A 14,740-nucleotide genomic window follows, 5' to 3' on the forward strand; every position below is an offset into this window, starting at 1 on the left:
CTTTATCCGGTAAAAGATCAATTTCTTTGAAACCGGTTCCAAATCCACAAACTCGTGATTGTCAACGCCAACAGAGTACCAAAGCCTATCCCTGTTGTAACAACCGGGATGCCTATTTTAATAACCAATGAGTACAAGCCAAGCATCAATAACATGGCGATATTCTCACCCAAATTCTGCACTGCGATTGCATAACCGACCCCAATCGTTTGTCTGCCGCTTTCCTGCAATAATGCATTCAGTGGAACAATAAACAAACCGCCAAAAATACCGAGAATGATTAATAAGATGTGGGAAACCCAAATATTTTGCTGAACAGCAAAGATGACCACCATCACGCCGATTAAGACACCAGCAAGCATACAACGGTGGACTGTTTTAAGGGTGATGAAACGGGCAGCAACACCGGCGCCAATAATAATGCCGACAGCAACCATCACATTAAGTATTGTCGGCGTGCTATTGTCAGAAATTCCCAGAACAACAGGTACCCATAAGACCAATAAGAATCTCATTGTTATACCCGCTCCCCAGAACAAACTGGTGCCAATTAAAGAAAATCGAGCTCCTTTGTTATGCCAAAGAATACAACAAGATGAAGCAAAGTCTGTCAGCATCTTTTTCAGATTCCAGCCCTTATCCTGACGTACAGCCGAGAATCGGGGGATAAAGAAATTAGCGACAACAGCGATACCATACATCAGCGCACAAACAAGCAATGCGACAGCCAGGTTCCAATCAGACAAAAAACCGCCAGCAACAGAGCCCGTAAGAATAGCAATTATCGTTGAAGCCTCCATCAAACCATTAGCTTTTACTAAGCGGTCACCATCGGTCAGTTCAACCAAGATTCCGTATTTAGCCGGTGAATATGATGCAGCCCCCACTCCCACCAAGGTATAACCCAGAAATGGATCGTATCCCAGGCAGATAATAAACGCGCCCAACAACTTGAGGCTATTAGCAAATAACATCACACGATCTTTCGGGAAACGATCGGCAATTTGCCCCACAAAAGGCGCCAATAGGATATATGCCAAAACAAACACTATCTGTAATATCGGCTGGCTCCAGTCAGGATAAAACTGGGCTTTCAATTGCGCCAGGATCGCAAACAACAGCGCATTATCGGCAAAAGCTGAAAAAAACTGCGACACCAATACGGCTTTCATGCCACGGGTTAATAGCGGTTGAACAACGGAAGATGTATTCACGATGATTATTCCTGTTCAGCTTCGGCTATTTTACACAAAGTGACAAAATCGGGTTTACCACTGTCAAGCGCCGGCAATGATTTCACATAACGAATATCACAGGGGATTGCTAACTCTGGGATACCCATTTCCTGAGCAGCTTGACACATTGATGAATATTTCAGTTGCGAATCGGTGGTGAACAACACCAATATTTCCCCTTCGCTATGGCCGTTCTTAACGGTAGCAACATGTATGGCATCAGGAGAGACTTTCAATGCAAGTCGCTCCATACTTTCCAATGACACAATTTCTTCCTGTTTAGCAAAACATTTCCCCCGACCAAGAATAGTACAGAATCCCTGTTCATCAATTGAAACAATGTCTCCAGTATCGAACCAATCAAACTGAATATTCCCATGCTCATCTTTTGCCGCGGGTGGTTCTAAATGATTTGGATTTTCAACGCTCAGATACCCTTTCATCATATTCGGGCCACGTAGCTGCAAACGCCCCCCCTTCTTAATTCCTGCTATCGGAATCAAACGGGATTCCATTGCCGGCAAAATCCGCCCAACAGTACCGACCTTAGCCATCATCGGCACATTCAATGCGATAACAGGCGCACATTCTGTCATGCTGTATCCTTCTAAAATGCGAATACCGAATTTATCTTGCCAAATCTGTTTCGTATTTTCAGCGAGCTTTTCAACACCAGCTATAACACAACGAAGACGCGCAAAATCATACGGATGAGCAAAATAGGCATAATTCTCCAGGAAAGTGGATGTCCCCAATAATACGGTACAGTTACATTCATATACCATTTCTGGCACTATCCGATAATGCAATGGGTTTGGGTAGAGGAATATCCGGCTACCAGACAATAGCGGAGTGAATAAACCAACAGTCAACCCAAATGCATGAAATAGCGGTAAAGAAGACATAAAACGGTCAAGTGGATTGAAATCAGTAATGGTTTTTATCTGTTCCACATTGGCTAACAAACTCGCGTGACTATGAACTACACCTTTTGATACAGCTTCTGAACTGGACGTAAATAGTACCAAAGCATCATCATCTGGTTTTTGCGCCGCCATCGCTTGCTTCGGAAAAAAGAGGTGCCACAAGACCCATAATTTATCCTGAAAAGTCACTGTACCTTCCAAATCCTCAAGATAAACCCAGTTAACCTCCGTAACCTGCTCGGATAAATGTGTTAATCGCTCCTTTTCCAGAAATTGCCGGGAAGTCACAATAGTTTTAATACTGGCAATCGCTACCGCATTTTTCAATCCATGACTGTCGGCTGTATAGTTTAATAAAGCTGGTATTCTTCCTCTCAAAGATGCCCCGAATATCGCAGCTACCATAATAGTGGCATTAGGTAAAAGAAAACCTATCCGTTCCCCCTGGCAGGTAAAACGCTGCAAAATACGGCTGGCAGTCAGTGCTTTTTTAAGCAGACTGTTATAACTCTCTTCTTTAAGAGAAACATCTTCAATACAGGGTTTAAAACGACCAAATTGTTTGCGTGCGGCCAGTAAAGATTCAAATATTGTTTCTTGCGGGCGGGTCGCCATTCGTGCATTCATCATTATTTCATGCAAACGCTCACCGGCTAAACGACGTCGTTGCTCCGAACCAGGCACATCCGGCATCGGCAATTGTACCGCAGGCAAGATTTTCATAGTCACCTTCGGAAAAAGGTGAAGTTTGAAAATACCTTTTAATCGGCTGAATACGGTTCTTTCCAGCCCTTCAATGCGAACAGGAACCACAGTAGCTTCTGACATCGCGGCAATAAAAGCCGCTCCATCATAGATTTTCATCAAAGAACCGGTAACCGTGATTCTTCCTTCAGGAAAAATAACTATTGGTCGCCCTTTTTCTATTTCCTTAACCAGAACCCTGATAGCCATTGGATTTATTGGGTCCAAAGGAGCTATTTCAACATAGCGCCTTACCAGTTTCATAAAACCACGATTTGCAATATTGGAATAGACAGCAAATACTGGTTTGACCGGTAAGAAAAGTGTCAGCAAAACACCATCAAGAAAAGAGACATGATTAGGCGTGATAAGACATTTGGGGTGGTTAAATTGTTTAATATCTCCTTCTACTGTTAAACGAAACATTAAACGAAAAACAAGCCTTAGAAATTTAAACAACATATTCGTATCTCAACCCATTTGAAAAAATAAATAGAAGATACTATTTATCATTCGACTCTGTAATATTCCTATCTCTTTAATAAAGAATACTAAAATAGTGTCAGGAGATTATTCCAGAAAGAATCATTTCTTTCACATAAGCTGTAATTTTTTCCGGTGAAAGTTGCGCATTAATAATATGATTTGCACACTCACAGTAGAGATTCTCTCTGGCGGCAAGCACTTCCTCCATCTCTTCAACAATAGATTTTCCCGTTAAACTAGGACGCTGGGTATTTTCTGGTTGCTGCATTAATCGCTCAGCCAAAATGCTCGCTGAAGCTTGAAGATAAATCACCGTGCCATTTTGTCGCATATATTGGCGATTTTCAGCGGAAAGAATAATCCCTCCACCGGTAGAAATAACGCGATTGCTTTGACTAACTTGTTGTAAAGCTTGGCTTTCTAATTGCCGAAATTGTTGCCATCCTTGCTGGCTAACAATATCTGCAATAGTCATGTTACTGGTTTGTTGGATATGGTGATCAGTGTCAATAAATGTGTACGATAATTCATTGGCTAATAATTTTCCAACCGTCGTTTTTCCTGCCCCACGTGCACCTACAATAAACAATATTTGGTTCACTGCCTGATATCCTTGATAAGTTTCATCGTTAAAAATATATTACCGCCTATAGTAACCAGAACTTTACATCAACGTAAAATTAAAAGTTAACATATACGGTAAAAGCTACCCCAAAAGCATGATCTTTCCGAAACTTCAATATCATCAGACACGCTTCCAGGGTAACAATAAACAAATTACTTACGGATTAAATCATCTCCATAACCAATCCATTTATACGTAGTCAGCGCATCTAATCCCATTGGACCACGGGAATGCAGTTTTTGCGTGCTAACGGCAACTTCCGCTCCCAAGCCAAACTGACCGCCATCAGTAAAGCGAGTGCTAGCATTCACATAAACCGCGGCAGAATCAACCTGACGAACAAAATAGTCAGCATTGTATAAAGATTGAGTCAAAATAGCATCAGAATGAGACGTACCATATGTACGAATATGATCAATTGCCTGCCCCATATCACTGACAATTTCCACATTCATATCCAGAGATAACCACTCATCACGGTAATCTGCTTCTGTAACATCCACGACCTTAGCAGGCCCATCTTTCAAAAACGCCATTGCTGATTTACTCGCATGCAGAGTAACCCCCTGCGCTTCCATACTCTTGCTCAATACCGGCAGAAAATCAGCCGCAATCTTCTGATGTACCAGCAAAGTTTCCAAAGCATTACAGGCGCTTGGGCGTTGTACCTTAGCATTAGTGATTACAGTTAATGCCTTATCAAAATCAGCACTTTCATCGACAAAGGTATGACAAACGCCAATTCCACCCGTAATAACTGGAATGGTCGATTGCTCACGGCACAACTTATGCAACCCTGCGCCACCACGTGGAATCAACATATCCACATAGCGATCCATTTTCAGTAGCTGAATGACTAACTCACGGTCCGGTTTATCTATCGCCTGCACGGCTGCGGTAGGCAATCCACTCTGTTCAAGCGCCTGCTGAATGACTTTCACTGTCGCTTGATTGGTGTTATGAGTCTCTTTACCACCACGCAAAATAACCGCATTACCGGTTTTCAAACACAGAGATGCAACATCGATAGTGACATTAGGGCGGGCTTCATAAATCACCCCGACCACACCTAGCGGTACACGGCGGCGCTCCAATTTCAAGCCACTGTCAAGCAAACTGCCATCAATGACTTCCCCTACCGGGTCAGATAAACGACATACCCGACGAACATCATGAGCTATCGCGGTCAAACGTTCCGGCGTCAATAACAGACGATCCAACAATGCTTCACTCATGCCCTGTTCACGGGCCTGAGCCATATCAAGCTGATTAGCTTCAAGAATGATTGCACTTTCCTGCTCTAGCAAGTCTGCAATGCGGATTAATGCCTGATTTTTCTGTTTTGTACTTAGCTGTGCCAGTTGCCATGCAGCTTCCCTGGCAGCCTTTCCCATTTGTTCTAACATTATGAATCCTTAACTCACGATCATGTCATCACGATGAACCGCAACAGCACCATATTCATAACCGAGAATTTGGCTTATCTGTTGTGAATGGCGGCCTGCAATTAAACGTAGAGCATCACTGTTATAACGGCAAACACCATGTGCCAAATCCTTACCAGACAGACTACGAATGCAGATAACCTCTCCACGGGAGAAATCACCTTTAATATTTTTAATCCCTTTCGGTAATAAAGAGCTGCCTTTTTCGCAGATTGCTGTTTCAGCGCCATGATCTACAATAATTTCACCCGCTGGAGGGGCGCCAAAAATCCAACGCTTACGATTTTCCATCGGGCTTTCCAACCCATGAAAGCGAGTACCTACCGGATTACCTTCAATGACATCAGAGATAACATCAGGTTTATTACCCGCGGCAATAATGACATCAATACCAGCGCGACCTGCAATTCCCGCAGCTTGAAGTTTAGTTGCCATTCCTCCCGTCCCTAAACCCGAAATGCTATCACCGGCAACCATACGTAATTCATCGCTGATGTCATAAATTTCCGGGATAAGTTTTGCGTCTGGATTGTTACGCGGATCAGCGGTATACAGCCCTTCAATATCCGTCAGCAATAATAGTTTATCTGCTCCACCCAGAATTGCTGCTAATGCAGATAAATTATCATTATCGCCAACTTTAATTTCCGCCGTCGCAACTGCATCATTCTCATTAATTACAGGCACAATACGATTATCGAGTAAAGCCTGTAAGGTATCTCTGGCATTTAAAAAACGTTCGCGATCTTCTAAATCCGCCCGAGTCAATAACATTTGCCCAACATGGATACCATAAATAGAAAAGAGCTGCTCCCACAACTGAATCAACCGGCTTTGACCGACCGCCGCCAGCAATTGCTTGGATGCAATTGTTGCAGGTAGATCCGGATAGCCCAAATGCTCCCTCCCTGCCGCAATAGCACCGGAAGTCACAATAATAATGCGATGACCTTTTTCATGTTGCTGAGCGCATTGCCTTACCAGTTCTACAATATGAGCTCGATTCAGGCGACGAGAGCCGCCTGTAAGTACACTTGTCCCCAGTTTCACAACCAATGTTTGGCTGCTATTCATCATATTTTTGCCATTAGATTTAAATTGAAAAAAACAGTGCTCAGTTTTAACAGGAGAGAAGCATTATGCCAACAGACATAATGCTAAATCGAAAAAATAGGGTTTAGAACAAACTTATATTGTTCACTTCGCCCAAAAGCGCATGAAATCTTTATAAAATAAAGCAGTTAATAATCAACAAGTAACGGAAATTTCATTAACAGACTTTATTTTTCAACCATTGACTAATCTCCCGTAACGCCTTATTGAAACTGTTATAAACAGGCGTTGTCGGAATAGCCAGTAATTTACTATCTACTGATGACATTGCTATCAGCTTAGATTCTTCTTTCGGGCTGAAAATATCATTCTGCCAATAACCCGCTAACATAGGAACGGAACAACGCCGGCCTAACAAACCTTGTTTTTTAAGGGAGTAACAACCGAGTTCGAGGCGAAATGCATTTTCATCCACATTATAAATACCCAATCTGCTCGCAAACATATCAAGGTACATCGAAGGTGAATTTTGTTGGCGTTCAACACTATTGAGCCACTCATGAACGATAGCGCCAAGAGTTGCAACGCCCTTGATACGTTTAGATTCCAAATAGGCCAACCGGACAGCAACATTGGCGCCAAAGCGAAAGCCAAAGAGGCCAATCCTGGTGTGGTCGATCCAAGGAATTTCATCCAGTTGATGGATTATTTGTTGATGGAGAATACAGGTATCCTGTGTCAGCCTCAAACGTGAAGAGTAACCAATCGAGGGCATATCCACAGTTAACATCGCAAATCCAAGCGGCGCCAGATAATCACGGAATAGCCGATAATAATCGCTTTGCAAATTATCCAAACTGCCACAAACCAAAATCGTTGGAGAAGGTCTTTGCAATTGCTGAGGCAGATGAAGGAAACCGGTCACATAACCCCCTTCCTTGAGTTTGAACTCTATTTTCCTCAACTGATAGCCAGAGCAACGAGCCGCATTTTCATAAGCTTTATTGGCTAAAATAACGGCCTGCTGAGACAACTCATCCCCCTTAAGATGGGGATAACCGGCAATACTATACAAGTTAGCCGCTTTCAACCAGAAATCGCCGGCTTCTGGACTCTGCTCTGCCCGCAACGCTTTCTGTCGCCACAACATCGCCTGATGTGACCACTCAAAAACCCAGTTACCTTTACGATACCCAATCACAGTATCCAGTAAATTATCATCACTACGCTGCGCGTTTGTCATGGCAATCCGGCACAACACTTCTTCTATCTCAAACGGATCAATTCCTCGCCAAATCCACATCAGCCGGTTAATCATGCGATACCAGCTACCATGACTGTTGCCATCCAACGTACTGTAATTACCCGCAATTAATCGGGGATGGCGGTGTTTTACCAGCGTGGAAGTTTCCTGATGTTTTTGCCTTGGCTTAAAAAGTGATTCTGAAAGGTTCTGGTTTGCCATAACAAATGCTGATTTTATTTACCTTCACAATTTACCTTCACAAATTGGCGGAACGAATACGACACCCATATCCCAGGGTTGCTCGATCCAAGTATCTTGAGGAATATCAACAATATAATCATCAACCAGAGGGCGACCTGCCGGTTTTGCAAAGATAGTCACAAAATGGGCTTTGGGATACATTTCACGGATGGCTTGAGCGGTTCCGCCAGTATCAACCAAATCATCCACAACGATGAAACCTTCACCATCACCTTCTGCTTTTTTCAGAATTTGTAGTTCACGTTGATTGTTATGGTCATAGCTGGAAATACAAACTGTATCGACATGACGAACACCCAATTCACGCGCTAAAAGCGCGCCAGGTACAAGACCACCGCGACTAACGGCAATGATGCCTTTCCACTGTTCGACAGGGAGTAAACGTTGCGCCAATTTACGGGCATGTATTTGCAACATATCCCAGGTTACGACATATTTTTCGCTCATAGAAATTGATCCCGACAACTTAAGAATACCTTAGAAAAGCATCTAGCAAAAAAAGTTGCGCGAATTATAGTGACTTAGGTCTGTAAAAACTAGCGGAAACAGGGAATCAATGAATCGTATTATTCTTAACAAAAGTAAAGTGGTATTCTGAGCCCAATAACATCATGGCGTTAAGCGCTCATCATATATACCCTATGGATTTCAAGATGCATCGCGACGGCAAGAGAGCGAATCCCCGGGAGCATAGATAACTATGTGACCGGGGTGAGTGAGCGCAGCCAACAAAGAGGCAACTTGAAAGATAACGGGTATAGAAACTTAATTGAGATGCAGTCATAGGAGATTCGTCGTGTCAGAACTATCACAATTATCCCCTCAACCTCTATGGGACATCTTTGCCAAAATCTGCTCTATTCCTCACCCTTCTCATCATGAAGAAGCGCTGGCGACTCACATTGTGCAATGGGCGCAAGAGAAAGGATTGCATGTTGAACGTGATCAGGTTGGCAATATTCTGATCAGAAAGCCAGCCAGTAAAGGCTTGGAAAATCGTAAAGCAGTTGTTCTGCAAGCACATCTTGATATGGTGCCGCAGAAAAACAACGATACGGTGCATGACTTCACCAAAGATCCTATCCGTCCTTATATTGATGGTGAATGGGTTACTGCCCAAGGTACAACACTGGGGGCCGATAATGGTATTGGCCTGGCGTCAGCGTTGGCTGTACTGGCTGATGACAATGTAAAACATGGCCCGCTAGAAGTTTTATTGACCATGACGGAAGAAACCGGCATGGATGGCGCTTTTGGCCTGCAACCGGGTTGGCTGCAAGCTGATATCTTAATCAATACCGATTCAGAAGAAGAAGGCGAAATCTACATGGGGTGTGCTGGCGGTATTGATTTCACCACCACTTTAGCACTGACTCGTGAAGCGGTTCCGGCTAACTACAAAACAGTAAAACTGACAATCAAAGGTCTAAAAGGCGGTCATTCCGGTTGTGATATTCATTTAGGACTGGGTAATGCCAACAAACTACTGGCACGCTTCCTGGCTGCCCATACTCAGGAATTGGCGCTAAAACTACTCGACTTCCAAGGCGGTACACTGCGTAATGCTATTCCGCGCGAAGGTCATGTTATTGTTGCTATCCCTGCCGATAAAGCAGAACAACTTACCCAATTGAAAGACAAATACTTAGGCATACTGAAAAATGAATATGCCATCGTTGAGAAAAACCTGACTGTCTTGCTGGAAGAGGTTGAAACCAATATTCAGGCATTAACTGATGACTGCCAAAACCGTTTTATCTCTCTGCTAAACAGCGCACCTAATGGTGTTATCCGCATGAGTGACGTCATCAAAGGTGTAGTAGAAACCTCACTAAACGTGGGTGTTGTGGCAATGGAACAAGATAAAGTCAATATTATTTGCTTAATCCGTTCGCTTATCGACAGCGGCAAGTCCTATGTCATAGGTATGCTCTCTTCGCTGGCTAAACTATCAAAGGCTGAGATTTCCGCTAAAGGCGACTATCCCGGCTGGCAGCCAGATGCAAATTCTCCAGTAATGCATTTGGTACAGGAAACTTATCAACAACTGTTCGATAAAACACCCAACATTATGGTGATCCACGCAGGATTGGAATGTGGCCTGTTTAAAAAACCTTATCCTGATATGGATATGGTATCTATCGGGCCAACTATCACCGGCGCTCACTCCCCTGACGAACAAGTTCACATTAAGAGTGTTGGGCAATACTGGCAACTGCTGACCGCAGTCTTGAAAGCCATTCCTGAAAAGGCTTAATCAGTTCTCCCCTGCCTCGATGTGATGGCAGGGGAATTACCATTCAAGCAAGTTACCATTCAAGTAAGAGTTGCCGCTCAATTTCTGGGTCCTGCAAAGTCACGTGCAAACCAACCAAACGAACGCCGCGCCCTTCCCGGCGAGATGTCCATGTTTTCTGGGCCAATTGCAGTAAATCCTGCTTATCCAATAGTGGATGAACATGCTCCTGAGTTGTTAATTGAAAATCATCAAATTTCAATTTAACCCCTTGATGGGCAATCCGCAGATCAGGTTTAACGTTACTCAATCGTTTTTCCAATTCCAGATATAAACTCTCTATCAGTTCAGTGCACTGTTCCCATTGATGAATATCTCTCGTAAGTGTCCGCTCCACACCAATTGATTTTCGCAGACGATCTGGATTCACCAATCGTTCATCAACCCCGTGACAACGATTCCAAAGTACCTGACCAAATTTCCCCAACTGTTTTATCAAAACAATGACGTCATATTTTTGTACATCAGAACAGGTTTCCAGCCCCATATTAGTCAGCCGTTGCACCATGACTTTGCCAACCCCAGGAATTTTTCCCAAAGGCAAAATCTTAACAAAATCAGCCACTCGATCAGGCGGAATGACATATTGCCCATTTGGTTTATTAATATCAGAAGCGATTTTTGCCAAAAATTTCACCGGTGCAATACCGGCTGATGCCGTCAATTGTAATTCATCAAAAATGGATTTACGGATTTCCTGTGCGATAAGCGTGGCAGATCCATAACAATGATGGCTATCAGTAACATCCAGATAAGCTTCATCTAACGACAGAGGCTCTATCCACTCAGTATAACGAGAAAATATCTGACGAATATGCTGGGAAACTTCCCTATACAGCGCCATACGCCCCGGAAGAACTTTAAGCTGAGGACAGAGTTTCAGCGCCATTGCAGTAGACATTGCACTACGCACCCCAAAACGACGGGCAGGATAATTAGCTGTACTAATAACGCCCCGCTTGTCTGCACTGCCGCCCACCGCAATGGGAATATGACGAAGTGACGGATCATCACGCATTTCAATAGCTGCGTAGAAACAATCCATATCAATATGAATAATCTTGCGCATTCTGCTTTAGCCTATCAACAATAACTGTATAAACATACATAAAAATAGACTCAAGAGCAATCTAGTAACAACATCAAGAGTTACTGCTAAAAGACACTTCTCGCTCAGATTTGAAAATATCTGATCAACAAAATAATTAATTAATACCGTTATTAACTTTTTACTGCCCGATTCCTTGTGTTAAGTGACCTATCCTGTAAGTGCAACTTTTCTATTTAACGATATTTCAGGATGCTTATAACAATGAAAAATAGCGGGAAACCACAGAAAACCTCAGCTACAGCGACTACACAGCCAATTAATCGCACCCTTCATTATGCTTTATCAAGCATAATTATGCTGAGTACTGGCCTGCCAGGTTATCTGGCCGCACAGGAAAATGGCGATCAAAAAGTGAGAGAAAAACCGGAAAAATCAGAGAAAGTCATCACACTTTCTACACTTTCTGTTATTGGCGGATTGAATAACAGCGTCAGTGCGGGAAGCTCAGTATTGAAAAAAGAGGATATTGAACGTACCCAGGCAGATAATATTGCCGAGCTGCTCGATCAACTCCCTGGCGTTTCTATGTCAGGATCGCCTCGTCCAGGCGGCCAAACTTTGAATATCTGGGGAATGGGCGATACCGAAGACGTTAAAGTCACCCTAGATGATGCACCAAAAGGTTTCGAGAAATATCGCCAAGGCTCTATCTTCATTGAGCCTGAATTAATTAAACGAGTCGATGTCGATAAAGGCCCACATAATCTACTGGATGGTAATGGCGGATTTGGCGGAACAGTTAAAGTTGTCACCAAAGATGCCGGTGATTTATTACGGCCGGGAGAAGATTTTGGTGGATTGCTGAAATACAGTTATCACACTAATGATCGCCAAAATATTTATAGCAGCGCAGTCTATGGCCGGACAATAGAAGGTTTCGCTGACGGCCTGTTATATATGAGCAAACGAGATGGCGGCAATATTAAACGACCAGATGGCACCCGTTTTGCATTCTCTAAAAGTGATCAGGCATCCTATTTATTGAAAACGAATTTTTACCTGAACGATGCTAATACATTGACACTTTCCGCTATGCGTTCTGATTCTGATGGCTGGCAACCGTGGGCAGCAAAACGCGATAAAATAAATATACCTTCCGAATATGATGTTAATAAATATGGTTGGGAGGAAGCTTGGCGTCGTAAGCTGGTTTATCGTGATCAAACAGATCAAAACTACACCGCTAAATGGAACCTTGCACCGGAAGATAATCCATTACTTAATCTGACAGCAACTTATGCTTATTCCAAAACAGAGCAGCATGACAAACGCCCAAAGGATTTAATAAATTCATATTTTGCCTCTCTGGGAAATGAAAGCTGGATTAACTACGTGGATAATCTGGCGGATATAAATAATGAGAGTGTCTTTAACACTGGGGCAGTAGAACATTCATTACTCGTTGGAGCTCGTTGGCATAAAAACCAACGCAACACCCTTATGAACGACAAAACCAAAAATAAGGAACCTGATTATAATTATGGTTATTTCCAACCAAACTATATGCCATCAGGAGAACAAACAACCCACAGTTTTTATTTACAAGACGCAATGACTATTGGCAGCGTAACCGTAACACCGGGTATTCGTTATGACCATATCAAAAATACCGGTAAGAAAAATATTGCATCTATTTATAATAATCAATCTCCAGAAGTAGGCCACGATTACAGCCGTGTTACCTATACTGGCTGGTCTCCTCATTTAGGTGTCATATGGAAAGCAACACAAAATCTGTCACTATTTTCTGATTTCAGCCGTACATGGCGTGCTCCAGTGGTAGATGAACAATATGAATTACAACGAGCAGGTACAACCATTTCTGCCACCAGCCGTAATCTGGATGTAGAAAGAATAACCGGCTTAAGATTCGGTGCAATTCTGGATTTCAACAACTTGTTGACCGATCAGGATAATTTACAAATCCGAACAACGCTATTCCGTAACCGAGGAAAGAATGAAATATTTGTTCGTCATGGTAGTGTACTGTGCGAAGCACAAGCTAATGGCGCTCCTATATCAGCTTGTAAGAAACCGATATCCGTTTATGGTAATTTTCCTGGATATACCATCCAAGGGCTAGAAATCGAAACCTTCTATAATAGTAGCTACTTATTTGGCAAACTCTCTTTCTCGACAATGCGTGGGCAAAGAGACGCATCTCCAGTTAATCCGTGGTGGGGAAGTAAAACTTGGATTGCTGAAGTTCCACCAACTTCCGCTCACGCCATGTTAGGTGTAAAAATCCCTCAATGGCAAATGGCGATGGGATGGACTGGTGATTTTATCCGTAAACAAGACCGCTCACCCACAGATAGCGATCCAAGAGCAGGTTACTGGGCATTACCAAAAAGCAAAGGTTATGCACTACACGGCTTATTCGCCAGTTGGCAACCCAATTTCTGGCAAGGTCTTGAAGCTCGTGTCACGGTAAATAACCTGTTTAATCATGATTATCGCCCATACCTCGGTGAATCGGTTTCCGGGATTGGACGTAATATTAAATTCAGTATCTCCCAGAAGTTCTGATTTCTCACCTGATAGTTCCCTCGGCTTGAGGGAACTCAGACTGCTAACCAACCCATTTAAAATTTCACGTCATCGGAAACTTTAAATAGTATGTCATCGGCTGATTAGTTTTCTCTAATGCTTTAATACATCAACGATGGTAAAAGTCTGGCAGATTAATCAGCCAGAAAGGTTATAACGGTTAAACGAGTATTTAAACATTTAAATAAAACCGTAGAAAAACAACGTTATTGGAATGATTAAATCAATGTAAAACAAATTTAAACCCGTGTATTTAAGGTGTTGATTTTGCATAATTTAATCGGTTTGTAAAAAAATTTATCCCCCTATTAAAAACGTTATTAAAGTCGGTTCCTTTGGGATAATAAATTTCCTGATTAACCTATTAATATTCTTATTTAATTTTCTTCGGGATATATAAGCATTAACAAAACCAATTTTTTCTTATTTTTCACTTATAGCTTTATGATAGGTAGGTTTTAAACTGTTATTAAAAGTCATTATTTTAACCGTTGTTTTTACCACCTTTAATGGCTGATTTTTATTAATTTTAATCATCATGGTATACCGTGTTTTACATTTCACAAACGTTAATCATACCCGCGTTTTATCTTTACTGATTCTACTTTACCAGCAATCCTGAATAGTTTTTACCTGATGGTATAAAGATACTCTTTTATGTTTTTTCGGATAATATTCTTTTTCTCGCTGATTTCTTTTCAATTTTCTGTTAATGGTTAATGGATTTCAATTAAATTTGATTAACGTATTTTTAAAAAACTG

The 14,740-nt window shown here is 42.3% G+C and carries 10 protein-coding genes; 2 read left to right on the forward strand and 8 right to left on the reverse strand.

Annotated elements, in window-relative coordinates; translation table 11 throughout:
• Positions 1–17: 17 nt before the first annotated feature.
• The 7 genes from lplT to gpt all read right to left on the reverse strand — a co-directional run bounded on the left by lplT (position 18) and on the right by gpt (position 8,468).
• On the reverse strand, positions 18–1,172 hold the full coding sequence (gene lplT / locus TI10_RS09300; protein ID WP_139180589.1) for a lysophospholipid transporter LplT: 1,155 nt from the start codon (positions 1,170–1,172) through the stop codon (positions 18–20).
• Positions 1,173–1,219: 47 nt separating this feature from the next.
• Entirely contained in the window at positions 1,220–3,367 is a 2,148-nt protein-coding gene (gene aas / locus TI10_RS09305) for a bifunctional acyl-ACP--phospholipid O-acyltransferase/long-chain-fatty-acid--ACP ligase (RefSeq protein ID WP_049583036.1), read from the reverse strand.
• Positions 3,368–3,467: 100 nt separating this feature from the next.
• Positions 3,468–3,992 (reverse strand): shikimate kinase AroL, encoded by a 525-nt coding sequence (gene aroL, locus TI10_RS09310; protein ID WP_049583037.1) that lies wholly within the window; start codon positions 3,990–3,992, stop codon positions 3,468–3,470.
• A 176-nt stretch (positions 3,993–4,168) separates the two neighbouring features.
• Complete coding sequence (gene proA, locus TI10_RS09315; protein ID WP_049583038.1) at positions 4,169–5,422, reverse strand: glutamate-5-semialdehyde dehydrogenase; 1,254 nt, start codon at positions 5,420–5,422, stop codon at positions 4,169–4,171.
• A gap of 9 nt (positions 5,423–5,431) precedes the next feature.
• Positions 5,432–6,535, reverse strand: coding sequence for a glutamate 5-kinase (proB, locus tag TI10_RS09320; protein WP_049583361.1), 1,104 nt, complete (start codon positions 6,533–6,535; stop codon positions 5,432–5,434).
• A gap of 196 nt (positions 6,536–6,731) precedes the next feature.
• The gene (gene frsA / locus TI10_RS09325; protein ID WP_049583039.1) at positions 6,732–7,979 is read right to left on the reverse strand and encodes an esterase FrsA; all 1,248 of its coding nucleotides are present in this window, start codon (positions 7,977–7,979) and stop codon (positions 6,732–6,734) included.
• A 24-nt stretch (positions 7,980–8,003) separates the two neighbouring features.
• Entirely contained in the window at positions 8,004–8,468 is a 465-nt protein-coding gene (gene gpt / locus TI10_RS09330; protein WP_049583040.1) for a xanthine phosphoribosyltransferase, read from the reverse strand.
• Positions 8,469–8,817: 349 nt separating this feature from the next.
• On the opposite strand from gpt, the gene pepD reads away from it, so the two are divergent.
• Complete coding sequence (gene pepD, locus TI10_RS09335; RefSeq protein ID WP_049583041.1) at positions 8,818–10,278, forward strand: beta-Ala-His dipeptidase; 1,461 nt, start codon at positions 8,818–8,820, stop codon at positions 10,276–10,278.
• 52 nt (positions 10,279–10,330) lie between these two features.
• Here pepD and dinB read toward each other — a convergent pair whose 3' ends face one another.
• Positions 10,331–11,386 (reverse strand): DNA polymerase IV, encoded by a 1,056-nt coding sequence (gene dinB / locus TI10_RS09340; RefSeq protein ID WP_049583042.1) that lies wholly within the window; start codon positions 11,384–11,386, stop codon positions 10,331–10,333.
• 243 nt (positions 11,387–11,629) lie between these two features.
• Here dinB and TI10_RS09345 point away from each other — a divergent pair, with 243 nt between their 5' ends.
• Positions 11,630–13,957: a TonB-dependent hemoglobin/transferrin/lactoferrin family receptor gene (locus TI10_RS09345; protein WP_139180588.1), complete on the forward strand. Its 2,328-nt coding sequence runs from the start codon at positions 11,630–11,632 to the stop codon at positions 13,955–13,957.
• Positions 13,958–14,740 lie beyond the last annotated feature (783 nt).

The sequence above is a fragment of the Photorhabdus luminescens subsp. luminescens genome, assembly GCF_001083805.1.
GTDB classification, from domain to species: Bacteria; Pseudomonadota; Gammaproteobacteria; order Enterobacterales; family Enterobacteriaceae; genus Photorhabdus; species Photorhabdus luminescens.